Annotated in this window: 23 protein-coding genes and 1 tRNA gene; 12 read left to right on the top strand and 12 right to left on the bottom strand. The window is 54.3% G+C overall.

Annotation, left to right across the window (positions count from 1 at the left end; all coding sequences use genetic code 11):
* The first annotated feature begins 267 nt into the window (after nucleotides 1-267).
* A complete protein-coding gene (locus H0S68_RS05455) occupies nucleotides 268-1,281 on the top strand; it encodes a LysR family transcriptional regulator (RefSeq protein WP_261109921.1) in 1,014 nt (337 codons plus the stop codon).
* Between the two features lie 41 nt (nucleotides 1,282-1,322).
* On the opposite strand, the gene H0S68_RS05450 is transcribed toward H0S68_RS05455, so the two are convergent.
* From H0S68_RS05450 to H0S68_RS05430, 5 genes are all read right to left on the bottom strand, one after another.
* Nucleotides 1,323-2,501 (bottom strand): acetyl-CoA C-acyltransferase, encoded by a 1,179-nt coding sequence (locus H0S68_RS05450; RefSeq protein WP_142815763.1) that lies wholly within the window; start codon nucleotides 2,499-2,501, stop codon nucleotides 1,323-1,325.
* 9 nt (nucleotides 2,502-2,510) lie between these two features.
* The gene (locus tag H0S68_RS05445) at nucleotides 2,511-3,401 is read right to left on the bottom strand and encodes an SDR family NAD(P)-dependent oxidoreductase (protein WP_410529216.1); all 891 of its coding nucleotides are present in this window, start codon (nucleotides 3,399-3,401) and stop codon (nucleotides 2,511-2,513) included.
* Nucleotides 3,402-3,415: 14 nt separating this feature from the next.
* Nucleotides 3,416-4,951, bottom strand: a complete 1,536-nt coding sequence (locus H0S68_RS05440; RefSeq protein ID WP_116691180.1) for a class I adenylate-forming enzyme family protein — start codon at nucleotides 4,949-4,951, stop codon at nucleotides 3,416-3,418.
* A 786-nt stretch (nucleotides 4,952-5,737) separates the two neighbouring features.
* Nucleotides 5,738-5,814 (bottom strand) — tRNA-Arg (locus H0S68_RS05435).
* A gap of 145 nt (nucleotides 5,815-5,959) precedes the next feature.
* Nucleotides 5,960-6,256, bottom strand: coding sequence for a hypothetical protein (locus H0S68_RS05430; RefSeq protein ID WP_020825567.1), 297 nt, complete (start codon nucleotides 6,254-6,256; stop codon nucleotides 5,960-5,962).
* Nucleotides 6,257-6,670: 414 nt separating this feature from the next.
* Here H0S68_RS05430 and folD point away from each other — a divergent pair, with 414 nt between their 5' ends.
* Both folD and ybcJ read left to right on the top strand, forming a co-directional pair.
* Nucleotides 6,671-7,537, top strand: a complete 867-nt coding sequence (gene folD / locus H0S68_RS05425) for a bifunctional methylenetetrahydrofolate dehydrogenase/methenyltetrahydrofolate cyclohydrolase FolD (protein WP_020825565.1) — start codon at nucleotides 6,671-6,673, stop codon at nucleotides 7,535-7,537.
* Nucleotides 7,538-7,547: 10 nt separating this feature from the next.
* Nucleotides 7,548-7,760, top strand: coding sequence for a ribosome-associated protein YbcJ (gene ybcJ / locus H0S68_RS05420; RefSeq protein ID WP_012005606.1), 213 nt, complete (start codon nucleotides 7,548-7,550; stop codon nucleotides 7,758-7,760).
* A 67-nt stretch (nucleotides 7,761-7,827) separates the two neighbouring features.
* Here the strand turns inward: ybcJ and cysS are convergent, their stop codons facing one another.
* On the bottom strand, nucleotides 7,828-9,213 hold the full coding sequence (gene cysS, locus H0S68_RS05415; RefSeq protein ID WP_046374321.1) for a cysteine--tRNA ligase: 1,386 nt from the start codon (nucleotides 9,211-9,213) through the stop codon (nucleotides 7,828-7,830).
* Nucleotides 9,214-9,522: 309 nt separating this feature from the next.
* Between cysS and ppiB the strand changes: the two genes are divergently transcribed.
* From ppiB to purK, 4 genes are all read left to right on the top strand, one after another.
* Nucleotides 9,523-10,017 (top strand): peptidylprolyl isomerase B, encoded by a 495-nt coding sequence (ppiB, locus tag H0S68_RS05410; RefSeq protein ID WP_020825563.1) that lies wholly within the window; start codon nucleotides 9,523-9,525, stop codon nucleotides 10,015-10,017.
* A gap of 10 nt (nucleotides 10,018-10,027) precedes the next feature.
* Complete coding sequence (gene lpxH, locus H0S68_RS05405; RefSeq protein WP_020825562.1) at nucleotides 10,028-10,750, top strand: UDP-2,3-diacylglucosamine diphosphatase; 723 nt, start codon at nucleotides 10,028-10,030, stop codon at nucleotides 10,748-10,750.
* A gap of 166 nt (nucleotides 10,751-10,916) precedes the next feature.
* Nucleotides 10,917-11,441 (top strand): 5-(carboxyamino)imidazole ribonucleotide mutase, encoded by a 525-nt coding sequence (gene purE / locus H0S68_RS05400; protein WP_020825561.1) that lies wholly within the window; start codon nucleotides 10,917-10,919, stop codon nucleotides 11,439-11,441.
* A complete protein-coding gene (purK, locus tag H0S68_RS05395) occupies nucleotides 11,438-12,505 on the top strand; it encodes a 5-(carboxyamino)imidazole ribonucleotide synthase (protein ID WP_020825560.1) in 1,068 nt (355 codons plus the stop codon). The genes purE and purK overlap by 4 nt, the downstream gene beginning before the upstream one ends.
* Before the next feature lie 65 nt (nucleotides 12,506-12,570).
* On the opposite strand, the gene galE is transcribed toward purK, so the two are convergent.
* The 4 genes from galE to ybbA form a co-directional block, all read right to left on the bottom strand.
* Nucleotides 12,571-13,587, bottom strand: coding sequence for a UDP-glucose 4-epimerase GalE (galE, locus tag H0S68_RS05390; protein WP_410529215.1), 1,017 nt, complete (start codon nucleotides 13,585-13,587; stop codon nucleotides 12,571-12,573).
* A gap of 73 nt (nucleotides 13,588-13,660) precedes the next feature.
* Nucleotides 13,661-15,067, bottom strand: coding sequence for a sugar porter family MFS transporter (locus H0S68_RS05385; protein WP_020825558.1), 1,407 nt, complete (start codon nucleotides 15,065-15,067; stop codon nucleotides 13,661-13,663).
* A gap of 406 nt (nucleotides 15,068-15,473) precedes the next feature.
* Nucleotides 15,474-17,906 carry a putative ABC transporter permease subunit YbbP gene (gene ybbP / locus H0S68_RS05380; RefSeq protein ID WP_410529214.1) on the bottom strand — a complete coding sequence of 811 codons (2,433 nt, stop codon included), beginning with the start codon at nucleotides 17,904-17,906 and terminating at the stop codon, nucleotides 15,474-15,476.
* Nucleotides 17,903-18,589, bottom strand: a complete 687-nt coding sequence (ybbA, locus tag H0S68_RS05375; RefSeq protein ID WP_020825556.1) for a putative ABC transporter ATP-binding protein YbbA — start codon at nucleotides 18,587-18,589, stop codon at nucleotides 17,903-17,905. Before ybbA ends, ybbP begins: the two co-directional genes overlap by 4 nt.
* Between ybbA and tesA the strand changes: the two genes are divergently transcribed.
* From tesA to H0S68_RS05360, 3 genes are all read left to right on the top strand, one after another.
* Nucleotides 18,560-19,198: a multifunctional acyl-CoA thioesterase I/protease I/lysophospholipase L1 gene (gene tesA / locus H0S68_RS05370; protein WP_044548763.1), complete on the top strand. Its 639-nt coding sequence runs from the start codon at nucleotides 18,560-18,562 to the stop codon at nucleotides 19,196-19,198. The genes ybbA and tesA overlap by 30 nt on opposite strands.
* Before the next feature lie 25 nt (nucleotides 19,199-19,223).
* Entirely contained in the window at nucleotides 19,224-20,000 is a 777-nt protein-coding gene (locus tag H0S68_RS05365) for an SDR family oxidoreductase (protein WP_128864437.1), read from the top strand.
* Nucleotides 20,001-20,078: 78 nt separating this feature from the next.
* Nucleotides 20,079-20,933 (top strand): co-chaperone YbbN, encoded by an 855-nt coding sequence (locus tag H0S68_RS05360; RefSeq protein WP_041414284.1) that lies wholly within the window; start codon nucleotides 20,079-20,081, stop codon nucleotides 20,931-20,933.
* A 271-nt stretch (nucleotides 20,934-21,204) separates the two neighbouring features.
* Here H0S68_RS05360 and cfa read toward each other — a convergent pair whose 3' ends face one another.
* Entirely contained in the window at nucleotides 21,205-22,356 is a 1,152-nt protein-coding gene (gene cfa, locus H0S68_RS05355; RefSeq protein ID WP_122077543.1) for a cyclopropane fatty acyl phospholipid synthase, read from the bottom strand.
* A 242-nt stretch (nucleotides 22,357-22,598) separates the two neighbouring features.
* Here cfa and H0S68_RS05350 point away from each other — a divergent pair, with 242 nt between their 5' ends.
* Both H0S68_RS05350 and H0S68_RS05345 read left to right on the top strand, forming a co-directional pair.
* A complete protein-coding gene (locus tag H0S68_RS05350; RefSeq protein WP_020825551.1) occupies nucleotides 22,599-23,504 on the top strand; it encodes an SPFH domain-containing protein in 906 nt (301 codons plus the stop codon).
* Nucleotides 23,505-23,506: 2 nt separating this feature from the next.
* Nucleotides 23,507-23,977, top strand: coding sequence for an NfeD family protein (locus tag H0S68_RS05345; protein ID WP_142815771.1), 471 nt, complete (start codon nucleotides 23,507-23,509; stop codon nucleotides 23,975-23,977).
* Nucleotides 23,978-24,010: 33 nt separating this feature from the next.
* Here the strand turns inward: H0S68_RS05345 and H0S68_RS05340 are convergent, their stop codons facing one another.
* Complete coding sequence (locus H0S68_RS05340; protein ID WP_130016220.1) at nucleotides 24,011-25,780, bottom strand: hypothetical protein; 1,770 nt, start codon at nucleotides 25,778-25,780, stop codon at nucleotides 24,011-24,013.
* Between the last annotated feature and the right edge of the window lie 30 nt (nucleotides 25,781-25,810).

The following is a 25,810-nucleotide window of genomic DNA, read 5'->3' as shown; positions in this document are numbered from 1 at the left end:
CGAAATGTTAGCCGTCATGTAAGGCCGTGCGGCCCCCCTCTTTGCGCCCACCGGAGTTGTGGAAACAAAGGATCGCTATATAGGGGCTTCTGTTAAGGCTGGCGGTATTGCTGTCTTTGATACTACGTCGATACCTAAGTGATAGTTGCCAACAAAAATTGGTCAGCGCTTTAGAATATTACCCCGTTCAATCTCTCTCATTATTTTAATGTTAAATAGCACTCGAGTTTCTTAGCTAATGAGAATGTGACAGCCAGAGGATAGAACATGGAAAAAAGCGATGCTTTCAAAATATTCGCAATGGTCGGCGATCGTGGCTCTATTTCTGGGGCAGCGCGTGCACTGGGTGAGTCTAAAGCAACGGTAAGCCGGGCGGTATCGCGTTTGGAGTCCCTCTACAACGTTAGACTTGTCGAACGTACTACGCGGCGCATAACGCTTACCGAAGTGGGGAGTGTTTTACACGCACGATGCATACGCATGCGAGAAGAAATGGAAGACGCTGACGCCGAGATTGCAACCTACAGGAGTAGCCCGGCCGGTATATTGCGCATAGGCTGTACCAGTGATGTCGCTAAAACGCTCCTCACTCCCAACTTACACGAGTTTCTGGATAACTATCCGGAGATCGACGTTCGCGTACGAGTGGGAGAAAGATTACTCCCAGAGCCTAACATTCTCGATGTCGTTCTCCATTGCGGGTGGTTATCGGATTCTCGTTTGACCGCCCGAAAAATCGCAGAGGTAAAAAACATCCTGGTAGCAAGCCAAGAATACGTACAGGCCAACGGAATACCGACCTCTCCAGAGGATCTCGAAGATCATGCCATCATCGGTAATTTCTACCTCGACGCAGCGGCGGTTGAGCCGGGCCCTTTGCCTGCTTATGTGCCCAGGCTCGAAATATCCCGGGGCCAGGAACGCTTTACGTTACCTACTTACCATAGATTTTTGTCGACCGATCATTCACAAATCCTCGAACTGGTGAAACATGGCCGCGTCATTGCCCCCATTACCGGTATTTGGGCGCTGCCAGGATTACTCTCGGGAGAGTTAGTTCGCATCTTGCCTGATTATGAAATAAGTGAGTCGCCGCAACTTTATGCTTTATATCTCGATCGGCTGGCATCCATACCCAAGTTAAAAGTATTTCTGGATTTCATCGAGGAAATCGTTAGGCGTCTTACAAAAGAGTGGCAACCGCGGGCCGATAAGCTCTTTCCGAAACAGAACCTCGTTCTTTTCCCGTCGATAAACTTCCAAACCAAAAATGACGCCTGACCCATCCTGTGAGTGGTTAACTTCTGAGTGAGGCGCCGCTCTCAATAGATTTCGAATAAACCGGCAGCCCCCATTCCTCCGCCGACACACATCGTCACTACGGCGTAGCGCTCGCCTCTACGCTTCCCTTCAATCAGCGCATGACTCGTCATCCGGGCGCCGGACATGCCGTAGGGATGACCTATTGCAATAGCGCCGCCATTAACGTTCAACCTGTCGTCCGGAATACCCAGCCTGTCTCGGCAATAGATCACTTGCACTGCAAATGCCTCATTGAGCTCCCATAACCCGATATCATCAATCTTTAGGCCATTGCTCTGCAGCAATTTAGGCACCGCGGCAACGGGACCAATTCCCATCTCGTCCGGATCAACCCCCGCTACGGCCATACCAACATAGCGACCTAACGGCTGCAGGCCTCTGCGTTCGGCCTCCTTGGCTTCCATAAGCACCAGCGCACAGGCACCATCGGAGAGTTGGCTAGCGTTGCCAGCGGTAACATTTTTGCCGGGTCCCTTGACGGAATAAAGGGCACGCAAATCGTCCAGGGTACTTTCTGGACGATTGCCTTCATCACGTTCCAACAAGACCTCTTTATAGGCCAATACGCCGGTCTCCGTGTCGTTGTAGGCCATCAAAGCGCGCATAGGAACAATTTCCTTGTCGAACAACCCTTCTAACTGCGCTGCTGCCGTTCGTTGCTGGGAGCGTAACGAGTATTCGTCACAGGATTCCCGGCTGATCTCATAACGCTTCGCTACGATGTCAGCCGTATCCACCATCTGCATATAGGCAGTTGGGTACAGCGAAAAAAGCTCCATGTCAGGCTCAATTCGCATCCGATCAGTCTGCACCATCGAGATGGATTCCACACCTCCGGCAACGGCAATACTCATACCATCGACAATGATTTGCTTGGCCGCCGTAGCAACCGCCATAAGGCCCGAAGCGCACTGGCGATCCAACGACATACCTGAAACCGACGTGGGTAACCCGGCGCGCAATGCAGCCAGGCGGCCAATGTTCAGCCCTTGCACTCCTTGCTGCAACGCAGAACCGAGTAACACATCATCCACTTCACTACCAACAATCCCTGCTCGCTCGACAGCGTGTTTAATTGCATGCCCAGCCAGTGTTGCAGATGGGGTGGCATTAAAAGCCCCCCGATAGGCTTTGCCAATCGGGGTTCGGGCTGTGGAAACAATAACGGCATCACGCATAGTAGATTCTCACTGGTTATTTTCGGTTTGTGAACGGAAAGCGGCGATGAGTTCTTGATGAATCTGCGCAGTGGCAGACTCAGGAACCTGCTCAGACTCGCGATCGCCGATCACTTGCCAGTCGGCGAAAATACGGTTGGTGACATGGGCGTCACTGCCTAAAAAGCGCCCACCGGTCAACGTTATATAGGCGCGGGCAAAATTACCCGCGCCTGCGCAAACAATAGCCCTGGTCGGGGCGCACTGCGAAACCAGCGGCAGGAGTGCCGGACTCACTGCCTCAGGCTGCAATACTCGCTTTGCTTGCGGTACCAAAAGCCCATCGCTCATAGCGGTCGCTGCAGTAGGCGCCAAACAATTCACCAAAATATTACTCTTGGCGCCTTCCAGTGCCAGTGTTTGCATCAGCCCCACCAGACCCATTTTCGCCGCTGAATAATTGGCCTGCCCGAAGTTGCCATATAGACCGGAGGAGGACGTCGTGAATACGATGCGCCCATACTTTTGGCGATGCATAGCCTCCCATACGGCCTTGGTACAAATCACGGATCCCATTAGATGTACGTCCAACACGGAGCGAAAATCATCCAAAGTCATTTTGACAAAAGTCTTATCCCGCAGGTTACCTGCATTGTTGACCAGAATATCGACTCTCCCCCACCGCTCCATCGTGTCCGTAACCATGGCCCTTATTTTCTCCTCATCGGTCACAGAGGCCTGGAAACTAATGGCTTCTCCCCCCGATGAATTGATTTCTTCGGCAACCTTGTCGGCACCCGGCCCAATATCATTTATCACAACTTTGACACCGTGACGGGCTAGCAGATGTGCATGGGCACGACCAAGCCCGCCACCGGCGCCGGTGATAATCGCAACACGATCCTGCAGGTCGGGTTTCATAGTTCAATTCCTTATCATGCTAATGAGGTGGGGTGCTCGGTCAGAAAGAGCGCGCGCAGTTCACGTTTAAGTACTTTTCCTATCGCGCTAAGAGGCAGTTGAGCAATTGCCTGTGCGCCAGATAAGCGCTGTGTCTTGCCCATTCGCTCATTAACCCAAGTGATGACTTCATTAGGGCTGAGCGAGTGGTTTTTAGGCACGTAGAAGGCGTAGGGGGTTTCTCCCCAATTAACCGAGGGAACACCTATAACCGCGCAATCTGCAACGAAGGGATGTAACCGCAAAACTGCTTCTATATCTGATGGATATATATTAAAACCGCCGCTAATGATCATGTCCTTAATGCGCCCAAGCAGGGTCAAAAAACCCTCATCATCGAAACGCCCAAGGTCACCATGCCGTATAAATCTATCGCCATTAGCATCAATCCAGATGGCTTCCCGGGTCGTGTCCGGGCGCCCGTGATAACCGGCCATCATCATATTAGAACGCCCCACGACTTCACCGATCTCTCCAGAATTGACCTCATTCCCTTGTGCATCAATCAAGCGAATTTCGCAGCCAAGCACAGGCTGACCGACCGTGTGGAGTTTATCAGGGTGTTCATTTGCCAAGAGGACGCAGCTCCCCCCTCCTTCTGTCATCCCGTAAATTTCGAGCAAGGCGCCTGGCCAACGGCGGATGACATCGGCTTTTAACTCGGGAGAAAAAGGTGCCCCCGTACATGATTTAAAAATAAAACTACCAAGATCAAAATCGTCGAATTTTGTTGAAGCCATAATTCGTTGATACTGCACAGGAACCAGCATGGTGTGGGTAGCTCGTGAATTCTGCGCTTCAACTAAATATTCATAAGCATCGAATTTGCCCATCAACACCGCAGTCCCCCCGTAGGCAAGCGACGGCAGCAAACAGACTAATGTCGTATTGGAATAGATCGGCGTGGCGATCAAAGTGACCGCAGAGTCACATCGCGGAACAATCTGCCCATATGCCGCTATTTGACTCCAACGCATACCATGCGTATGGATAATTCCCTTTGGCGTACCCGTGGTTCCTGATGAATAGATGATGTTAAAAGGATCTGCCGGCGATATTTCCACATGCGTAACAGCAAACTCTTCAGGGGCTAACCAGCTATCGAAGTCGTCAAGGTTAGCGACCTTGGCGCCAATCGATGGCAACCCCTGAAGAAATTCGTTATCCAAAAAGACTAAAGGAATACATGCGTCTGCAATGACCGAGGCGATTTGTTCGGGTGACGACGATAGAGCGACGGGGACAGCGACACAACCGGCACTAATAACGCCGAGAAGAGCCAACGTGGATAGCAATGGATTGGACGAAGCGATAGCAATAGCAGTGCGCGGAGGGATTTTATTATACTGTATCGCTGCCAAAATCTGTTCAGAATAACGCTGCAATTCTTTATATGTAACAACGATGTCCTTGTAGCGTAAAGCGATAGCGCCAGAACGTTCGTTAGCATGAATCGAGATCAGCTCAGATAGCGGTGAAAACTTACTTTTACCAAGGTGAAATGTTGTCATGAAAAGAATCCTCATCATCAATTCACTCACTATCGGTATGCATTTAAATTTTGACTAGTCACTGTAATGAAATCCGGCGTTTCAAAATTGAAACCATCAAGATAAAATCAGATAATAAAACCAAAAAAAACAACGCTACAATCTCTCATATAAAAATAACAAACGGGAAGTTGCCAATAAAAATTAACGAACTTAATTAATACCACCATCGTCACCCGATATATTTTTAAAAAAATAACTGACTTTTTGAAAGAGCTAGGGTGAAAACCCATTGACTGAAAAAATCTTCTTTTAAAATCCCGACACAGGGTGAAAATCGTCTCGCTGTGTATTTACATACTTGCGATAAACATAATAAACATGGAGTTAAGTGTTCTCACGAATACGCAGGCGAAGTGCACTATTTCGGAAAAACCGCCGCTAAGGAAAGTGAATGTCATACCAGAATCTTATTTCTGAATAGAGAGTGATTTATGCTCAAGGTAAGAAAACTCTATGACTAAAGTCGCAAACAGCCTAAACCACCAGTATTTCGTAGGATAGCGTTACCGACAGATACAGGCTGCTACATCGGTGTCGCTTGTATTCTTTTTATTTGGGTTTGTCGTGTATTTAGTGGCATTAGAGGCCTCTAATCGAGATGAGCACCCTCTAAAGCCCCCAGATACCACTTGATTTGGCTTTAACTGAGTTGACCTCGATAGCGCTCGTGACAGAAAAAATCAGTAATTTCAGGGAATATAAAGGAGAAAAAGCGAATTCAGTAGAGGTGTGTTGACTTCGAAATGGTACGCCCTACAGGGCTCGAACCTGTGACCTACGGCTTAGAAGGCCGTTGCTCTATCCAACTGAGCTAAGGGCGCATTGGGATGCGGCAACCGGGAGTTGCGGGTTGGATTATACGGTCAGAGATCATTGAGTCAATGCCTTTTCATGACGTTACGTCAGCAGCCGTGCTTTATGATGAATTTTCAGTCATTACCGCCGCCCCGTATTGAGTTAACCGCGTCATTTCCCTTGGGTTAAGTCCGGCAACAGGCTGCTGTTACGCTGTACCAGGCCGGCATCAGCCTGTTCTGGCATACGATCCGACTGTTGCTGTTCTGCCGGACGCTGCAGGCAAACGCGAGCCGAGCGCACCATCGCGTTGATGTTTCCCCAATCGGCATGCTGAGCCGCCAACAGGTTGCAAGCCGCCGATAACGGCTGCAGTAAAGCTGCGCTAACCGGTGCGGCATTTAACGAAGCCTGCGCCATTGGCCCCCATACCAGCAGCATAAAACCCATCCCTTTGATGTTTCTCATGCACGCAGCCTCCGGCACAATGCGCCCAGGCGCGTTCTCCATGAGGGCGGCGTTTTGTGTGCGGCAAGCTGATGCAGGGCAATCAGCTGCGCAACGTCAGCCGGATGCAAGGACGAATCGAATACCGTTTCCCCCACGTGTCTTGGTTGGCATGCCTGGCTATCAACAGGCAGGTGTAAAAAGTGCAACCGGGTAATGAGCATCATGATTTTGACTCCCGTCCTCAGTGTGAATAGCCACAGCTTACGCAGCGAGCGGTAAAAAAGGCGTAGAGGATCCTGTCGTTGGCATAAAAAAAGCGTAAATCACACCTGGCAAACACCGCTGATCGCGATTCAGCGCCTGACAGCGCGCTCCGCTTCTGACAAAATAGCGTCATCCCCCGCTTTTCTTAATTGATGGATTTCCTCACTGATGTCAGCAAAGATTATTGATGGTAAAACGATTGCGCAGCAGGTTAGAAACGAAGTGGCTGAGCAAGTTAAACAACGTCTGGCCGCCGGAAAACGCGCTCCGGGCCTGGCTGTCGTATTGGTTGGCGAGAACCCCGCCTCACAGATTTACGTCGCCAGCAAGCGCCGCGCCTGTGATGAAGTGGGCTTCCTCTCCCGCTCTTACGATCTGCCTGCCACCACCAGTGAGGCTGAACTGCTGGCGCTGATCGATCGGCTGAACGCCGACGGCGAGATCGACGGCATTTTAGTGCAGCTGCCGCTGCCGGCCGGTATCGACAACGTCAAGGTGCTGGAGCGTATTCATCCGGATAAAGACGTCGACGGTTTCCATCCGTACAACGTTGGCCGCCTGTGCCAACGTGCGCCAAAACTGCGCCCTTGCACCCCACGCGGTATTGTCACCCTGCTTGAGCGTTACAACATCGATACCTATGGCCTGAATGCCGTCGTGGTTGGCGCGTCCAACATCGTTGGCCGCCCAATGAGCATGGAGCTGCTGCTGGCCGGGTGCACCACCACCGTGACCCACCGTTTCACCAAGAACCTGCGCCACCACGTTGAAAACGCCGATCTGCTGGTCGTGGCGGTCGGCAAACCGGGCTTTATTCCGGGCGACTGGATAAAACCTGGCGCTATCGTGGTGGACGTCGGCATTAACCGTCTGGAAAGTGGTAAAGTGGTCGGCGACGTGGATTTTGACGCCGCAAGCGAACGCGCCGCCTACATTACTCCGGTTCCGGGTGGCGTGGGTCCAATGACCGTTGCTACACTGATCCAAAATACCTTGCAGGCCTGCGAGGAATATCACGACGTTCAACCTAAATAAGTAAGGCAGTATGGAAACTTTTAATCTGGATAATCACCCGCACGTCGAACTGTGCGACCTGCTCAAATTCCAGGGCTGGTGTGAAAGCGGCGGTGCCGCCAAAGAAGTCATCGCCGATGGGCAGGTGAAAGTGAACGGCAAAGTCGAAACGCGCAAACGCTGCAAAATCGTTGCCGATCAGGTCGTGGAGTTTAACGGCGGTAAGGTTGTAGTTAAGCCGTAATCCCCGCTCCATAGAAAAGGCGCTGAAGATTAACTCAGCGCCTTTTTTGTTTGTAGCCTAAAGCGGATTACTTACGGCGCCAGGTGGTTCCCTGCGGGCCATCTTCAAGCACGATGTTCATCTCGTTCAAGCGATCGCGCGCGGCATCCGCCAACGCCCAATCTTTGGCTTTACGCGCATCGTTACGCTGCTTGATCAAGGCTTCGATCTCCGCCACTTCACCATCATCGACCTGTGCGCCGCTCTGCAGAAACTGTTCAGGTTCCTGCTGCAGCAGACCGAGCACCTTCGCCAGCTTGCGCAGTTCTGCAGCCATGCCGTTCGCCGCCGTCATGTCTTCAGCTTTCAGACGGTTAACCTCACGCGCCAAATCAAACAGCGCCGAGTAAGCTTCCGGCGTGTTGAAGTCGTCGTCCATGGCTTCACGGAAACGGGCTTCAAACACGTCGCCGCCAGCCGGTTGGGCGTTGGCATCAGTGCCACGCAGCGCAGTGTACAGGCGTTCCAGAGCGGTACGGGCCTGCTTCAGATTCTCTTCGCTGTAGTTCAACTGGCTGCGATAGTGGCCGGACATCAGGAAGTAACGCACGGTTTCAGCGTCGTAGTAACCCAGCACGTCGCGAATAGTGAAGAAGTTATCCAGGGATTTCGACATTTTTTCTTTGTCGATCATCACCATACCGGAGTGCATCCAGTAATTGACGTACGGGCCGTCGTGGGCGCAGCTCGACTGGGCAATTTCGTTCTCGTGGTGCGGGAACATCAGATCGGAACCGCCGCCGTGGATATCAAAATGGGTGCCAAGCTGCTTGCAGTTCATGGCAGAACATTCAATGTGCCAACCCGGACGCCCTGCGCCCCAAGGCGACGCCCAGCTCGGTTCGCCCGGCTTGGACATCTTCCACAGCACGAAGTCCATCGGGTTGCGTTTCACGTCGTCGATTTCTACGCGCGCACCGGCCTGCAGCTGATCCAGATCCTGGCGTGACAGCAAACCGTATTGCGGATCGCTGTCGATGGAGAACATCACGTCGCCGTTGCTGGCTACATACGCGTGATCGCGATCGATCAGGCGCTGGGTGATCTCAATGATCTCGGCGATATGCTGGGTCGCACGCGGTTCAATGTCCGGTCGTTCGATCAGCAGAGAATCGAAGTCGGCGTGCATCTCCGCCAGCATGCGTGCGGTCAGTTGATCGCAGCTTTCGCCATTTTCAGTCGCGCGGCGGATAATTTTGTCGTCAACGTCGGTGACGTTACGCACATAGTTCAGCGAGTAGCCGAGATAGCGCAGATAACGTGCCACCACGTCGAAAGCAACGAAGGTACGCCCATGTCCGATATGACACAGGTCATAGATGGTTACCCCGCACACGTACATGCCCACTTTACCGGCATGAATGGGTTTAAATTCCTCTTTTTGACGACTCAGGGTATTAAAAATCTTTAGCATCGGGACATTCCGTGGTGTGCGTGATAACAAAAATGATAACCAGGGTTAAGGTTGTTCACCCAGCAGCGTATTGAAACCCGAAGCCTGATCTAATGCAAGGTTAAGGCCGCGCTTTGCTGAGCTCAGAGGTGGAAAACGGTGATAAATCAGCGATTGCCACAGATGTTATAATATAACAAATTGCCATTTACCACAGCCTGAGCGCGGTTTAGCCGCTGCTGACTCATTACAGGAGATATGTTATAACGGCGGTCTGATAGTTCACTCGCTCCATGTGACATCTCACTTCATCTTGTTAGGACTAAAACTATGGTTACTTTCCACACTAATCACGGCGACATCGTTATCAACACCTTCGCGGACAAAGCACCGGTTACCGTTGAAAACTTCCTGAACTACTGCCGTGACGGTTTCTACAACAACACCATTTTCCACCGTGTTATCAATGGCTTCATGATTCAGGGCGGCGGTTTTGAGCCGGGTATGAGCCAGAAAGACACCAAAGCCACCATCAAGAACGAAGCCAACAACGGTCTGAAAAACACCATCGGTACCCTGGCAATGGCGCGTACCAACGATCCACACTCCGCGACCGCACAGTTCTTCATCAACGTAGCAGACAACGACTTCCTGAACTTCCGCGGCGAAAACGCCCAGGGTTGGGGCTATTGCGTGTTTGCTGAAGTGGTTGAAGGCATGGACGTGGTTAACAAGATCAAAGCCGTGAAAACTGGCCGCAGCGGCATGCACCAGGACGTACCGGTAGAAGACGTGATCGTCACCAGCGTTACCGTCAGCGAGTAATCGCAGCTGAATGAACACGCTGTTCATTGCAGATCTGCACTTAAGCGCACAGGAACCGGCAATTACTGCCGGTTTTCTGCGTTTTTTGCGGCAAGATGCCATACACGCCGAAGCCCTGTACATACTCGGCGATCTGTTCGAAGCCTGGATCGGCGATGACGATCCCGAACCGCTGCATGCTGAAATCGCCGCGGCGCTGAAGACGCTGCAACAGGCAGGCGTGCCCTGCTACTTTATCCACGGCAACCGTGATTTTCTGGTGGGCAAGCGCTTTGCCCGTGCTAGCGGCATGCAACTGCTGCCGGAAGAAAAGGTGCTGGACCTGTATGGCCGCAAAATCCTGATCCTGCACGGTGACACGCTGTGTACCGACGATCGGGCCTACCAACAGTTCCGCCGAAAAGTACACAACCCACTGATTCAAAAATTGTTCCTGGCAATGCCTTTACGCTGGCGCCTTAAGATCGCCGCTAAAATGCGTGCCCGCAGCCGGCAAAGCAACCAATACAAATCGGACGCCATCATGGACGTCAACCCGCAGGCGGTTGAGCAAACCATGCTGAACCACCAGGTTCACTGGATGATCCATGGCCACACGCATCGTCCGGCCGTGCATGAGTTGACGCTGAGCAACGGCAAAGCTCACCGTTTAGTGCTGGGTGCCTGGCATGAAGAAGGCTCGATGATCAAAGTCAGCGCCGACGCCGTCGAACTGATCCAATTCCCTTTCTAAGCTTCTGACTTAACGCGCGGGTATAAAAATTCGCGCTTTTGACGATCAAAACCGGCGACGCAACCGTTTTCCTTGCCGTTCGCTCATGGTATGCTCTACGCCCTCATTCGGCCTCCCGCCGCAGGCAATCGGCCGTCGTTTGTACAATTACAGGAGCCTTACACCCATGGGAGCCAACGCCGCTTCAGCCACTCACGCTGAGGTTAAAATCGCAATTGTAATGGGATCGAAAAGTGACTGGGCCACCATGCAGTTTGCGGCCGAAGTCCTGACCTCACTCGACGTCCCGTTCCATGTCGAAGTCGTTTCCGCTCATCGCACGCCAGACAAGCTGTTCAGCTTTGCCGAACAGGCAAGCGCCAAGGGTATTGACGTGATCATTGCCGGTGCGGGCGGTGCTGCGCACCTGCCGGGCATGCTGGCGGCGAAAACCCTGGTGCCGGTGCTGGGTGTGCCGGTGCAAAGCGCTGCCTTGAGCGGCGTGGACAGCCTGTATTCCATCGTGCAAATGCCGCGCGGTATTCCGGTAGGCACCCTGGCGATCGGCAAGGCCGGCGCCGCCAATGCTGCACTGCTGGCAGCGCAAATTCTGGCGTTGCATGACGCTGAGTTGGCGCAACGCCTGGCCGATTGGCGTCAGGCGCAGACTGACGAGGTGCTGAATAACCCGGACCCGCGGGAGGAAGCATGAAGCCGGTTTGCGTACTGGGTAACGGTCAACTGGGGCGTATGCTGCGCCAAGCCGGTGAGCCGCTGGGGATCGCCGTCTATCCGGTTGGCCTCGACGCTGAGCCGGAAGCGGTACCTTATCAAAACAGCGTGATCACCGCCGAAATCGAGCGTTGGCCGGAAACCGCGCTGACGCGTGAGCTGGCGACCCACAACAGCTTCGTTAACCGCGATATTTTCCCCCGTCTGGCGGACCGCCTGACGCAAAAACAGTTACTCGATCAGCTCGGCCTGGCCACTGCCCCCTGGCAGTTGCTGACCGACGTCGCCGAGTGGCCGCAGGTTTTCGCGACCCTGGGCGAACTGGCTATCGTTAAACGTCGCGTCGGCGGTTACGACGGCCGGGGTCAGTGGCGTCTGCGCCCAGGTCAGGAAGCCGAACTGCCGGCCGATGCCTATGGCGAATGCATCGTCGAACAGGGGATTAACTTCTCCGGCGAGGTCTCATTGGTCGGCGCACGCGGACACGACGGTAAATCGGTGTTCTATCCGCTGACCCATAACCTGCATGAAGAAGGCATTCTGCGCACCAGCGTGGCGTTGCCGCAGCCCAATCCTGCGCTGCAACAGCAAGCTGAACAGATGCTGACGGCGATCCTTGATGAACTGAACTACGTCGGCGTCATGGCGATGGAGTGTTTTATCGTTGGCGATCGTCTGCTGATTAACGAACTGGCGCCTCGGGTCCACAACAGCGGCCACTGGACGCAAAACGGCGCGTCTATCAGCCAGTTCGAACTGCACCTGCGTGCCATTCTCGCCCTGCCGCTGCCGAAGCCGGTCGTGAGCACCCCGTCGGTGATGGTCAACCTGATCGGTACCGCGGTAAATCAGCAGTGGCTGGCGTTACCGCTGGTGCATCTGCACTGGTACGAGAAAGAGGTGCGCGAGGGCCGCAAGGTTGGGCATCTCAACCTGAACGATCCCGACGCCGGTGCGTTGCAACAGGCATTGCAGGCTTTGGCGCCGCTGTTACCGGCCGAATACCAAAGCGGTTTGGCCTGGGCGCAACAAAAGCTGGCTTAAGCGTTACGTCGCACTAAAAACAAAGGGTTCAGCAAGCTGAACCCTTTTTTACTGTCGATGAAAAACTATTGGCGGTAGCCCTGCGGGTTTTTACTTTGCCAGTTCCAGGTATCGCGCATCATCAGATCAAGGCCGCGTTGCACTTGCCAGCCCAGCTCCTGTTTCGCCAGGCTGGCATCGGCCCAGAAGGCAGGCAGATCGCCCGCACGGCGCGGTAAAATCTGGTAGGGAATGGTTACCCCCGAGGCTTTCTCAAACGCCTGCACCATTTCCAACACCGAATACCCTACCCCCGAGCCCAAATTATAGGCTTTGAAACCGGCGAGCAGTTTTAAGTGGTCCATCGCCGCCAGGTGGCCCTGAGCAACATCCATCACGTGAATGTAATCACGCACGCCGGTGCCGTCTTTGGTCGGGTAATCGCCGCCGAACACGCTCAGGCTTTCACGCTGGCCAATAGCGACCTGCGCGATATACGGCAGCAGGTTATTGGGAATGCCGCTGGGATCTTCACCAATCAGCCCCGACTCATGGGCCCCTACCGGGTTGAAGTAGCGTAGCGCGATAATCGAAAATGCCGGTTCAGCCTTGGCAAAATCCTGCAGGATCTGCTCCACCATCCATTTTGAGGTACCGTAAGGGCTGGTGGTGCCGCCAATCGGCATATCCTCGCGATAAGGCACCGGCGCATTTTCACCGTACACCGTGGCGGAGGAGCTAAAGATAAACCGGTGAACGCCGGCCTGACGCATCGCTTCCAGCAGGACCAACGTGCCCGTCACGTTGTTTTGATAATACTCCAGGGGTTTCTGGGTCGACTCCCCTACGGCCTTCAGACCGGCGAAGTGGATCACCGAAGCAATCTGCTGCTCGTTAAAGATCCGCTGCAAGCAGCCTGCGTCCTGTATATCACCCCGATAGAACTTTGCGGCTTTGCCCGTCAGCTGCGCTACGCGTCGCAAGGACTCTTCAGACGCATTGACCAAATTGTCCAGCACCACCACATCCTCACCCCGTTCCAGCAGCGCCAATACGGAGTGCGAACCAATGTATCCGGCACCGCCGGTCACCAAAATCGCCATAATATCCTCCTGTCGTCAGCATCTGGCGTTAACGCCAGATGCCTGAACGAATATCCTATGCCCAGCCTGTCGGCTAGCGCGAACCAATGTTGCGTAACGGTTTACCGGCCATCAGATTGCGTTCGATATGCTCCAGCGAGATATTTTTGGTTTCCGGAATCAACGCCAGCGTGATGAAGATAAATACCAGGTTAAGCGCTGCGTACACCCAGAAAGTGTGCGCGCTACCCAGCGAATTGAGCATGGTCAGGAACGTCGCCCCGACGATCATGTTGGCAATCCAGTTGGTGGCGGTAGAACAGGTTATGCCAAAATCGCGGCCTTTCAGCGGCTGGATCTCTGAACACAGCACCCAAATCAGCGGGCCGGCGCTCATGGCAAAACCGACAATAAACATCAGCAGCATGATGATGGCAAAGTATTGCTCGGCCGGCGAGGTCATGCCCACATTCATCATGGTCCCCAGCGCGCCCATGCCCACCGCCATGACGACAAAGCCCAGCGTCAGCGTCGGTTTTCGCCCCCATCGGTCAACCAACCCGATGGCAATAAAGGTCGCCAGCACGTTAACCAGGCCGACAATCACCGTCCCCCACATCTGCTGTGCGGTACTGGCAAAGCCCGCCAGGCCAAAAATTTTCGGTGCGTAGTACATGATGACGTTCATCCCGGTGAACTGTTGCATCACCTGCAGCAGGACGCCAAGGAACACGGCACGGCGGAAGTTTTTATTGTCTTTAAACAGCGCCCAGCCGCTCTGTTTCAGCTTAAGGCTTTCGCGAATTTCATTCAGTTCGTGCTGCGCCTGAGCGCTGGTGTCACGCAGCTTTTCCAATACCTGGCGCGCCTGCTCATGGCGATTGCGCGAAGCCAGCCAGCGCGGGCTATCCGGCAAGAAGAACACGCCGATCAACAGCAATACCGCAGGGATGGTGATCACGCCCAGCATCCAGCGCCAAGCGCCGGTATAGCTGAATGCGGTATCCGACAGGTAGGCCGCCAGAATGCCGATGGTAATCATCAACTGATACATCGAGATCATGCTGCCGCGAATTTTCTCCGGGGCAATTTCAGACAGATAAATCGGCGCGGTATAAGAAGCCACCCCCACCGCCAGCCCAAGCAGCACGCGAGAAATCAGCAAGATTTCCACGTTGGGAGCCGCGGCTGAGCACAGTGAACCAACGACAAACAACACGGCGCCAATCATCAGGCTGTATTTACGCCCGATACGGAAGTTCATCCAGCCACTGCCCACGGCGCCGACCGCCGCCCCAAACATCATTGAGCTGACCACCCACTCCTGCTGGGAGCTGGTGATGTTAAACGAGTCGGTGATAAACGGCAGAGCACCCGCAATAACCCCGATATCCAGACCGAATAGCAACCCAGCCAGTGCGGCCAGAAAACAGACGAAAAAAGTCATCCCTGCATTGCTCTGGCTCTTTTCAGCCGCCGACACTTTGACGGTAGTACTCATACAGCCTCCAAACGATAACGTGCTTAAGTTGCCCGTATGATAGGAGGCAATTCGCCAGAGAGAAGTGAGTGCGATCACATTAGTGGAAACGATTACATTTATTATTTGTTTAGATAAAAACAGAAACACAACCTTAAAAACAACACTCACCACTGATTTTAAAGGCTAAAGATAAGCATTCATGCCCTAATATGGCGGTGACAGCAATATCATTTTACCTTGGCCGCTCCCAATAAATTGAGTAACCCGAAGGCAGAGTGTAACCGATTTCACGCAGAGTTCGGCCAAGAGGATGGCCGACAGATCGAGGCAGGGATTGAAAGCGGTAGTGTTAACGAGAAACGGGTCGTGCGGAGAGTAACGTCGACCGGCCCCTGACAATGGGCCGGTCGATAACCTGAAGGAACTAGCCGTCGTAGCTGCGGAACAGCGCCTGACCACGTAGCAAACGCACGCCCAGCCAACCGCCACACAGCGACAGCAACAGCGCGCTGAGCAACGGCAGTGCCCACCACAGCACCGGTGTCGGTGCCCACGGGAAGTCAAACACCTGGCTTTGCAACAGCCACAGTGCCGCCTCGGCGCCCACCGCAGCGGCGATGCCCGCCACCAGCCCCAGCAGGGCAAATTCACACCACAGCGTACTGCGCAACAGGCGCTTGCCTGCGCCCAGCGTGCGATACACCACCAACTCCTGACGTCGCTGACGCATCCCCACCTGCACCTGAGCCATCAGCAACAGGCCGCCACACAACACCACCAGCACCACCATCACTTCCAGTGCACGGCTGACCTGCTGCAGCACGCCGCCCACCTGTTTGAGGATCGAGCCGATATCCAGCAGGCTGAGCGTCGGGAACTGACGATTGAGCTGGGTTAACATCTGGCCGTCCCCGTCATAGCGGAAACTGGTGAGCCAGGTTTGCGGCTGACCGTCCAGCGCACCCGGCGGGAAGATAAAGTAAAAGTTCGGCTTCAGACTTTCCCAATCCACCTGCCGCAGGCTGGTCACCTTGGCGCTGAACGACTGGGTATCGCCACTGAAGGTCAGCGTATCGCCCAGCTTGATCTTGAGCCGCCCGGCAATACCCTGATCCATCGACACTTCGCCGGTCTTAGGCGGCCAACTGCCCGCCAGCAAAGGATTGTGCGCCGGCAAATCCGCCAGCCAGGTCAGGTTCAGTTCGCGATTCACCGCTTCACCGCCCGGATCGTCCTCGTGCACCCGTTCGGTCGCCACCTGCTGGTTAATCTCGGTCAGGCGAACACGGACAATCGGATAGTAGGTCTCAGGTGCAATTTGATGCTGATGCAGGAAGGTCTTCACCTGCGGCACCTGCGCTTCGGTCAGGTTCAACAGGAAGTAGTTTGGGCTGTCCGGCGGCAGTTGTTGCTGCCAGCGCTCGAGCAGATCGCCACGCAACACCAGCAATAACGCCAACAGCATAAACGACAGCGAAAAGGCCGCAAGTTGGCTCACCGTCACCCAAGGTTGATGCAACAGACGGTTAACCGCCAGACGCAGCGCCAGGTTTTTAAGCGTAATACGACGCAGCAGCAGCAGGCTGCCCCAACCGATAGCGCCCAACAGCAAGGCCAACACCAGAATACCGGCCAGGATCGACCACAGCAGCGTGCTGGCGCCCATCAGCGCGGTCAGCAACGCTACCACAATCACCGCCGTCACCGGCAGGAAGTAGCGCAGCGGCCAGACGTTAGCCACCACATCGCGGCGTAGCACCCGCAGCGGCTGAGTCGCCAACAGCTGCCGGTATGGCCGCAGCCCCACCAGCAGCGAAATCATCAGCAACGCGCCGATCGCCCACAGCCACGGCCAGGTCCCGGCGGCAGGCAGCTCCCCCGGCAACACCGGAGCCAGCAGGCGGATCAACACCGCCTCAAATCCCAACCCGATAATCCCCCCGCATACCGCAGCCAGCAGGATCACCGCCAGCCACTGGCCGACAATCAGCTTACGCAACGCACTACGACCGGCACCCAGCGTTTTCAGCACCGCGATCAGATCGTAACGACTGCGGCAATAGTGGCTCATCGCCACCGCTACGGCGGCAATCGACAGCAGCAAAGTCAGCAATGCGGACAACAGCAAGAACTGCTGCGAACGCTGCAGCGATTTGCCTAATGCGCTGCCGGATTCCTGCAGTCCGAACCAGCGCTGATCCGGGCCGAGCTGCGGCGTCAGGCGATCTTCGTAACGCTGAATATCCTGCGCAGCTCCGGCAAACATATAACGGTAGGTCAGGCGACTGCCTGGCTGCACAGCCCCGGTTTTATCCACATCCGCCAGATTGATCATGATACGCGGCGCGGTCTGGAAGGGGTTAAAGCCGGAATCCGGCTCCTGAATGATTTCACCGGCAATACGCAGTTGGGTGTCGCCCACGTCCAACGTATCCCCCACCTTTACGTTCAACAGCGCCAGCAAACGCGGTGCGACCAATACGCTGCCCGGCGTCAGCTTGGCATTAGCCGGACGGGTCTCCAGCTTGCCGTACAGCGGATAGGCCAGATCGGTGGCCTTCACGTCCGCCAACTGCGGCCGGTCTCCGGCGTAGGTCATGGTGGTGAACGACAACTGTCGGCTGACCTTCAGCCCCTGCTGCTGCGCATCCAGCAGCCAGCCTTCCGGTACCGGCCGGGCGCTGCGCAGCACACGGTCACCGGCGATAAAATCGCGGCTCTGTTGGCTCAGGCCCTTGTCCATACGATCGCTGATGCTGCCCAATGCCAGTACGCAGGCCATCGACAGCGTCAGCGCCAGCCAAACGATCAGCAGCGACGGCGAGCGCCACTCGCGCCAGAACCAGCGCCAGATCATGCTTCCTCCCACAGCTTGCCTTCGCGCAGGCGCAGCCGCCGCTGGCAGCGCGCCGCCAGGGTTTCATCATGAGTGACCAGGATTAAGGTGGTGGAGAAATCGCGGTTGAGTGAAAACAGCAAATCGGCGATGCGCTCGCCGGTCTGGCGATCGAGATTGCCGGTCGGCTCATCGGCGAACAGCACCCGTGGCCGCCCGCTAAACGCCCGCGCCAGCGCCACCCGCTGCTGTTCGCCACCGGAGAGCTGCGCCGGCAAATGATCAAGGCGCTTGCCCAAACCCAACTGTTCCAACAGTTGCACCGCCTGCTCACGGCTCTGGCGGTCACTTTCACCGCGCAGCAGCGCCGGCAACTGCACGTTTTCCAGCGCATTGAGCGTCGGTACCAGCATAAATGATTGAAATACAAAGCCGACATTTTTGGCACGCAGCGCGGCGCGGCCCTCTTCGTCCAGCGCGGTCAGCGATTCGCCCAACAAATGCACCTCCCCTTCGCTGCCGTCGTCCAGCCCGGCGAGGATCCCCAGCAGCGTTGACTTGCCCGAACCGGACTCGCCAATCAGGGCAATTGTCTGCGCGGGTTTGACAACCAGCTCGACTCCGGTAAGGATGGAGAGCTGATGCTCACCCTGACCAACGTGTTTACTAAGATGATGAACTTCAAGAACGTTTTCCGCTGGCATCTTCCCTTCCTTTTGCTGTTGGGATTATTCAGTTTACGCGCTGTCGCCGCCGATACCCTGTTGATTTTAGGCGACAGTTTAAGCGCCGGTTATCGCTTGCCGGTGGCGCAGGCCTGGCCGACGCTGTTGGCCGATCAATGGCAGAAAAAGCCGGGCGATCCGCAACTGGTCAACGCCAGTATCAGCGGCGACACCGCTGCACAGGGGCTGGCCCGCCTGCCCGAATTGCTAAAACAGCACCAGCCGCGTTGGGTGCTGATTGAATTGGGCGCCAACGATGGTCTGCGAGGTTTCCCGGCACAGGACCTGCAGCGCGATCTCGGCCAAATCATCACCTTGGTACAGCAGGCCGGCGCACAGCCGCTGCTGATGCAGATCCGCATCCCGCCCAACTATGGCCGCCGTTATACCGAGGCCTTCAGCGCGGTTTACCCTCAGTTGGCTAAACAGTTCAACATTCCGCTGCTGCCGTTCTATATGGAACAGGTGGTGGTAAAAGCGGAATGGATGCAGGATGACGGATTGCATCCCAATAAGGATGCCCAACCGTTTATCGCCACCTGGATGGCGGAACGTCTGGAACCTCTAGTAAAACATGAGTCTAACTAAATAGCGTTGTACACTAGGTAAAGTTATGCAAAAAGCAGTGTTGATAACCGGCTGTTCCAGCGGGATTGGATTGATTGCGGCACAGGATCTGCGTAACCGTGGCTACCGCGTGCTGGCCGCCTGCCGCAAACCGCAGGACGTGGAAAACATGCGCCAGCTTGGGCTGGAAGGCATTGAGCTGGATCTGGACGACAGCGCCAGTGTCGAACGTGCCGCCGCACAGGTGATCGAACTGACCGGCAATCGGCTGTACGGCCTGTTCAACAACGGCGGCTTTGGCGTTTATGGGCCGCTGAGCAGCATTTCGCGCCAGCAGTTGGAACGCCAATTCGCCACCAACCTGTTTGGCACCCATCAGTTAACCCAGTTGCTGTTGCCGGCAATGCTGCCGCACGGCGAGGGGCGCATTATTCAGACCAGTTCGGTGATGGGGCTGGTTTCCAGCGCCGGACGCGGTGCCTATGCCGCCAGCAAGTTTGCGCTGGAAGCCTGGTCCGATGCTCTGCGTATGGAGCTGCACGGTACCGGCATTCAGGTCAGCCTGATTGAGCCCGGCCCCATCTCCACCCACTTTACCCAGAACGTCAATCAGGCGCAGAGCGACAAACCGGTGCATAACCCCGGTATTGCCAAGCGCCTGACGCTGCCGCCGGAAGCCATTTTGCCCAAATTGCGCCACGCGCTGGAAAGTCCAAGGGCTAAACTGCGTTACCCGGTGACCCTGCTGGCGCACGCGCTCAGCGTATTGCGTCGCATCCTGCCGGGTCGCTGCCTGGACTGGCTGCTGCGCAGCAACGGTTAATTGGGCCGGCGGGGTTGAAGAACGCCACTCCGCCCCCATTTAAAAGCCAATGGCTCCGCAAGATCAGAGAGAAAATACATGCTAGCTCAAGCTGTTGTTGATATTAACGAAACTAACCTGCACCAGACGCTGGAACAGTCAATGTCCCTGCCGGTGGTGTTCTACTTCTGGTCGGATCGCAGCCAACACTGTCTGCAGCTCACCCCGATACTGGACAAACTGGCGGCGGAATATGCCGGTCAGTTCGTGCTGGCAAAAGTGGATTGCGACGCCGAACAGGCCATCGCGGCCCAGTTTGGCCTGCGTTCTTTGCCGACGGTGTACCTGTTCAAAGACGGCCAGCCGGTCGACGGATTCCAGGGCCCGCAGCCGGAAGAGATGATCCGCGAATTCCTGCAGCGTTTCCTGCCTAAAGAAGAAGATTTGAAGCTGGCGCAGGCGACTGAATTGCTGGCCGAAGGCAATGCCACTGAGGCGTTACCGCTGTTGAAAGACGCCTGGCAAGCCAGCCAGCAACGCAGCGATATTGGCCTGACACTGGCAGAAACCCAGATAGCGCTGAACCGCACTGAAGATGCCGAAACCGTGCTGGCGACCATTCCGCTGCAGGATCGTGATACCCGCTATCAGGGTCTGGTGGCGCAGATTGAGCTGCTGAAGCAGGCTGCCGACACGCCGGAAATTCAACAGTTGCAACAGCAGGTGGAACAGCAACCGGAGAACGTCGATTTAGCCGTGCAGCTGGCGCTGCAACTGCATCAGGTCGGGCGCAATGAAGAAGCGTTGGAGCTGCTGATGGGGCATCTGAAGAAAGATCTCGCCGCCGCCAATGGCAACGCGCGCAAGACGCTGATGGATATTCTGGCCGCGCTGGGCACCGGCGACGCATTAGCAGCTAAGTACCGCCGTCAGTTGTATTCATTACTGTATTAATACCCGTCATACTTGAAGCTGCATCTGTGTTGGCTGCGTTTGCTCACCCCAGTCACTTACTTAAGTAAGCTCCTGGGGACTTACAAACTTGCCGCCGTGATGCAACTCCAATTATTTAGGGTATGGCCTTAGTTATTTGGGACAGATCCCCAATGGATTTCCCGCCACATCTAGGCGGCAAACGCGAGAAGCCCTGGGAGCTTAGATAACTAAGTGACCAGGGCTCGAGCGTGCAGCCAACAACGATGTGGCTGGAAAGACGAAGGGGATATCAGCGGTAAACACGAACCCCACCGTCCACCCCCTTCGGGCTGAACAACACCTGCCATAGCTGAATATCCCGTGCACGGAACGCGCCGGCGCAGGCATTCAGGTAATAGGTGAACATCCGCTCGAACCGCTCGGAATACTCTTCGGCCAGCTGCGGCCACGCCCGTTTGAAATTCTCATACCAGGCCATCAGCGTTCGATCGTAATCGGCGCCGATATTGTGCCAATCCTCCATCACAAAACGTCCTTCGCTGGCCTCGGAAATATGCCGTACCGATGGCAGGCAGCCGTTGGGGAAAATGTATTTGTCTATCCAGGCGTCGACGTGCAGATTGGTTTGGTTAGCACCTATGGTGTGCAGCAGGAACAGCCCATCGGGCTTGAGGTTGCGCGCTGCTACGCGGAAATACGTGTCGTAGTTCTTCGGCCCCACGTGTTCGAACATGCCGACGGAGACAATGCGGTCAAACTGACGGTCAAGATCGCGATAATCCTGCAGTTGTATCTCCACGTCCAATCCCTGGCAGCGTTCCTGCGCCAGCTTTTGCTGCTCGGCGGAAATCGTCACGCCATACACGGACACACCGTAGTTTTCTGCCGCATATTGAGCCAATCCGCCCCAGCCACAGCCGATGTCCAGCAGTGACATACCGGGTTTCAGCTGCAACTTCTCGCAGATCATTTTCAACTTGGCCTGCTGCGCCTGCTCCAGCGTGTCAGCGTCTTTCCAATAGCCGCAGGAATATTGCATATAGGGATCGAGCATCGCGCGGAACAGATCGTTACCGATATCGTAATGCTCCTTACCCACCTGCCAGGCGCGTTTACGCGACTGACGGTTAAACAGCCGGGCATAGGCGATGCGCGCAACGTCGCTCAGGTTTTTAGGCAAGCGCTCATCGACGCCCGCCTGCAGAATGCGGGTAAATAGCACATCCAGTCGCTCACAGTCCCACCAGCCATCCATGTAGCTTTCGCCGAACCCGAGCGATCCCTCCTGCAAAATGCGTTTAAACAACGCCGGATTATGTACCTTGATATCGCAGGCGCGGTTGCCGTTGATGGCTACATCGGCGGAGGACAACAATTCCTCCACAATGCGATACCAACGATCTTTTTTCGGGGCGAGTTCATCAACACTGATTGAGTCCATAACAATCCTTGGCGCTAGATGTCATTTCAAAAAGCATAGTCGCAAATATAAATGACAAATATTTGAAGTGAAAAACGGCAATGCTTTTTACTCTAGCCAAGGCGGACAACGTCATGAAATGAATTAAAATTATTAGAAACATGCCAATTTGGAATGTTAATGGCACAACGCCCCTGATTTATTAGTCTTTGCACGGTAGCTGGCGTAATATTCGTTTACATATGTCCGACAGGAGGTTTGCCATGTTTACCCTTATTCCCATCGTGATTGTCGTCGCGCTAATCATCGTATTTGCCGGCGTCAAAATTGTTCCGCAGGGGTTCCAATGGACGGTGGAACGCTTCGGCCGCTACACCAAAACGCTGATGCCCGGTTTAAACCTGGTGGTGCCTTTTATGGACCGCATCGGCAGAAAAATCAATATGATGGAACAGGTACTGGATATTCCATCTCAGGAAATCATCTCGCGCGATAACGCCAATGTGGCCATCGATGCGGTGTGTTTTATCCAGGTGGTGGATCCGGCCCGTGCCGCTTATGAGGTCAGCAACCTGGAACTGGCGATCGTCAACCTGACCATGACCAACTTCCGTACCGTGCTCGGCTCGATGGAGCTGGACGAAATTCTCTCGCAGCGTGACAGCATCAACAGCCGCCTGCTGCACATTGTCGATGAGGCCACCAACCCCTGGGGCATTAAAATCACCCGTATCGAGATCCGTGACGTACGTCCACCGGCAGAGTTAATCTCGGCAATGAACGCCCAGATGAAGGCCGAGCGAACCAAGCGTGCGGATATTCTGGAGGCTGAAGGCGTACGTCAGGCTGCTATCCTGCGTGCCGAAGGCGACAAACAGTCGCAAATCCTCAAGGCGGAAGGTGAGCGTCAGTCTGCGTTCCTGCAGGCGGAAGCCCGTGAACGTGCCGCGGAAGCCGAAGCTCGTGCGACTCAACTGGTGTCCGATGCTATCGCCAGCGGCAATATCCAGGCGGTGAACTACTTTGTGGCGCAGAAATACACCGATGCGCTGCAGAAGATCGGCTCCGCCAATAACAGTAAAGTCATCATGATGCCGCTGGATGCCAGCAGCCTGCTCGGTTCAATTGGTGGCATTGCCGAGCTGTTGAAAGACACCAAAGGCAAGTAATCATGCTCGAACAAATTGCAGCAAACCCGCACTGGTTCTGGCTCTCCCTTGGCGGGCTGCTGCTGGCGGCCGAAATGCTCGGCGCCAGCGGCTACCTGTTATGGAGCGGCGTATCCGCGGTGGTGGTCGGCGCGATTGTCTGGTTGTTGCCGCAGTTGGCCTGGGAATGGCAGGGGGTGATTTTTGCCGTGCTGACCGTGGTGGTGGCCTACCTGTGGTGGTATTGGCTGCGCCAACGTCCGGCGGCGGCCTCCAGCGGTTCGCAGGTACTGAACCAGCGCAACCGCCAGCTGATTGGCACCCGCGCCACGCTGACGGAACCCATGCACAACGGCATGGGGCGCATTAACATCGGCGACAGCAGTTGGCGTGCGCAGGCCAGTGAAGATCTGGCGGTGGGCACCGAGGTGGAAGTGATCGCCGTCGAAGGCATAACGCTGGTGATCCGCGCGCTACCTCAACAATCCCGTTAACTCATTAAGCCGGGAGGGTCCCGGCTTTTTTGTTTATGCAATCAATGCCGAGTTTAGAACGATGACTTTTGAGGTTGCAGGATAGGTCACTTTCCATGGCAGACTGTCGGAAGGATAGTGTTCAATAGTTAATTGTGTATCTGCCCCCCGAAGACTTGGCAGGACTGTCGGGTTGCCTTTGATCTGCCAGGTTTTAACGAATAAGGCTCCGTCTCCGAATATTTTAACCGCTGAGTCAATGGCATCTGCCGTTTGTTGGATTGTCAAATTCTGTGGCAGTTGGGTGACGCTTGCCATAGTTTGTAAGCTAACGGACTTGTTGTTGTTCACAATCAGATTATCAATGTTCGCATTTGCCTCCATCAACACTACCGGCAGCATGTTATTTGCCGACTTGCTGTTAAATACCAAGCTACCAATTGTTGCTGGTTTCTTAATGCTGCAAAGACTCCCTCCACTTCCGAAAGCACTTGCATATTCATTAACCGTAATCTGATCTATAACCAGACCACTCATGTTAAGATCTAAAGCCTTATTGCCAATCAGACGACCGAACGTTAATTTACCAATGCGACTATCCAACTGAGTACCAGACGCACTTAATCCTGGATGTACCCGGCACGATGCTATAGAAATATTGTCAATGAGGTTGCCTTCTGAACCATCATGTATTTCCACTCCTCTAATACAGTGCCCAACAGTAACATTATTGATTCGGTGTTTGCTGCCTCCGACATACACTGCCGGCGCTCCGTTTAGAATGGCAGAAGCATTCGTCTGTTCAAGATAGTAACAGTCGCCACCCACAATATTGTCGCAAAAATTATTTTTTCCATCGACAATGACCCCACCCCCACCCCATGTTCCACATTTAACATCAATGACATAACAGTTTGAAGTCATTCCATCGAGTTGACTATCCTGCCCTAAAGCAACAATAGAACCAGACACATAACCAGGCTCAAAAGTACTGGCTGGTATTCCCGCGCCAGCAATAGTGACTTTAGCAACAATATTTTTATTGCCCTTAACTAAAACCCCATCGCCAAGGCAATAACCACCTGTTATATTACTGACCACATTATCATTGTTCTTAACGACAATTAAATTATCCCTACACTCATCAACACTCACGTCGAAAGCGACGGAGTCGCCCATTAATACCATACCGTCACAAAACCCCCGCACTGTCATATGATAGAAGTAACTTTTGTCTCCCGCGACAAAACCGTTATGTGAAGACACCTGGTGATAAACACTTTCACGCTTTACCCAGCCATATAACGTGCCACCAAACATTTCCACACCATGCAAATAGTCATAAGTCTCAGAAGTAGAGGTTTGATTAGCAAAAAATGGTTTCAGATGACCTGGCTTAGCCTTAATAGTTGCACCATTCAGATTAATAACTTTCTTACCAGAATTACCATTCTTAATCCGTACGGTGTCAGACGTCATATAAGTTGCCCCCTGCTGACAAACCGTATCATATGTTGTCAAAAAAGCGGCCGTTAGTGCGTTAGTATCATCTGCACTACCATTGCCACGGGCACCAAACATATTTGGCGATACCAGAGACTGACTGTTTAACGCACGAACCCATGTCCACTGTGAATTGGGTTTTATATAAATTCCTGCATCATCAATAAGGTCAGGATCAGTAGAAGAAATGAAAACCCCACCGCCAGACTGCAATTGATCATCTCCGTGCCAGCCTGAATAATAAGAAACAACCTCGATAAATTCATTAGCCGAGGTAGGGATAATAGTTCGTAATGTTGCGATATCAGGACAAGTATTCATAACGAAAAACCTCTTAGTAAGCGAAGTCCT

The sequence above is a fragment of the Serratia sp. AXJ-M genome (assembly GCF_046531865.1).
GTDB classification, from domain to species: Bacteria; Pseudomonadota; Gammaproteobacteria; order Enterobacterales; family Enterobacteriaceae; genus Serratia; species Serratia liquefaciens.
Note: the sequence above shows the minus strand (reverse complement) of the source record. Positions and strands in the feature narration are given on the sequence as shown.

Coding starts and splice junctions, on each gene's coding strand:
- H0S68_RS05455 (WP_261109921.1), top strand. CDS start 268: ATGGAAAAAAGCGATGCTTTCAAAATATTCGCAATGGTCGGCGATCGT.
- H0S68_RS05450 (WP_142815763.1), bottom strand. CDS start 2,501: ATGCGTGATGCCGTTATTGTTTCCACAGCCCGAACCCCGATTGGCAAA.
- H0S68_RS05445 (WP_410529216.1), bottom strand. CDS start 3,401: ATGAAACCCGACCTGCAGGATCGTGTTGCGATTATCACCGGCGCCGGT.
- H0S68_RS05440 (WP_116691180.1), bottom strand. CDS start 4,951: ATGACAACATTTCACCTTGGTAAAAGTAAGTTTTCACCGCTATCTGAG.
- H0S68_RS05430 (WP_020825567.1), bottom strand. CDS start 6,256: ATGAGAAACATCAAAGGGATGGGTTTTATGCTGCTGGTATGGGGGCCA.
- folD (WP_020825565.1), top strand. CDS start 6,671: ATGTCAGCAAAGATTATTGATGGTAAAACGATTGCGCAGCAGGTTAGA.
- ybcJ (WP_012005606.1), top strand. CDS start 7,548: ATGGAAACTTTTAATCTGGATAATCACCCGCACGTCGAACTGTGCGAC.
- cysS (WP_046374321.1), bottom strand. CDS start 9,213: ATGCTAAAGATTTTTAATACCCTGAGTCGTCAAAAAGAGGAATTTAAA.
- ppiB (WP_020825563.1), top strand. CDS start 9,523: ATGGTTACTTTCCACACTAATCACGGCGACATCGTTATCAACACCTTC.
- lpxH (WP_020825562.1), top strand. CDS start 10,028: ATGAACACGCTGTTCATTGCAGATCTGCACTTAAGCGCACAGGAACCG.
- purE (WP_020825561.1), top strand. CDS start 10,917: ATGGGAGCCAACGCCGCTTCAGCCACTCACGCTGAGGTTAAAATCGCA.
- purK (WP_020825560.1), top strand. CDS start 11,438: ATGAAGCCGGTTTGCGTACTGGGTAACGGTCAACTGGGGCGTATGCTG.
- galE (WP_410529215.1), bottom strand. CDS start 13,587: ATGGCGATTTTGGTGACCGGCGGTGCCGGATACATTGGTTCGCACTCC.
- H0S68_RS05385 (WP_020825558.1), bottom strand. CDS start 15,067: ATGAGTACTACCGTCAAAGTGTCGGCGGCTGAAAAGAGCCAGAGCAAT.
- ybbP (WP_410529214.1), bottom strand. CDS start 17,906: ATGATCTGGCGCTGGTTCTGGCGCGAGTGGCGCTCGCCGTCGCTGCTG.
- tesA (WP_044548763.1), top strand. CDS start 18,560: ATGAACTTCAAGAACGTTTTCCGCTGGCATCTTCCCTTCCTTTTGCTG.
- ybbA (WP_020825556.1), bottom strand. CDS start 18,589: ATGCCAGCGGAAAACGTTCTTGAAGTTCATCATCTTAGTAAACACGTT.
- H0S68_RS05365 (WP_128864437.1), top strand. CDS start 19,224: ATGCAAAAAGCAGTGTTGATAACCGGCTGTTCCAGCGGGATTGGATTG.
- H0S68_RS05360 (WP_041414284.1), top strand. CDS start 20,079: ATGCTAGCTCAAGCTGTTGTTGATATTAACGAAACTAACCTGCACCAG.
- cfa (WP_122077543.1), bottom strand. CDS start 22,356: ATGGACTCAATCAGTGTTGATGAACTCGCCCCGAAAAAAGATCGTTGG.
- H0S68_RS05350 (WP_020825551.1), top strand. CDS start 22,599: ATGTTTACCCTTATTCCCATCGTGATTGTCGTCGCGCTAATCATCGTA.
- H0S68_RS05345 (WP_142815771.1), top strand. CDS start 23,507: ATGCTCGAACAAATTGCAGCAAACCCGCACTGGTTCTGGCTCTCCCTT.
- H0S68_RS05340 (WP_130016220.1), bottom strand. CDS start 25,780: ATGAATACTTGTCCTGATATCGCAACATTACGAACTATTATCCCTACC.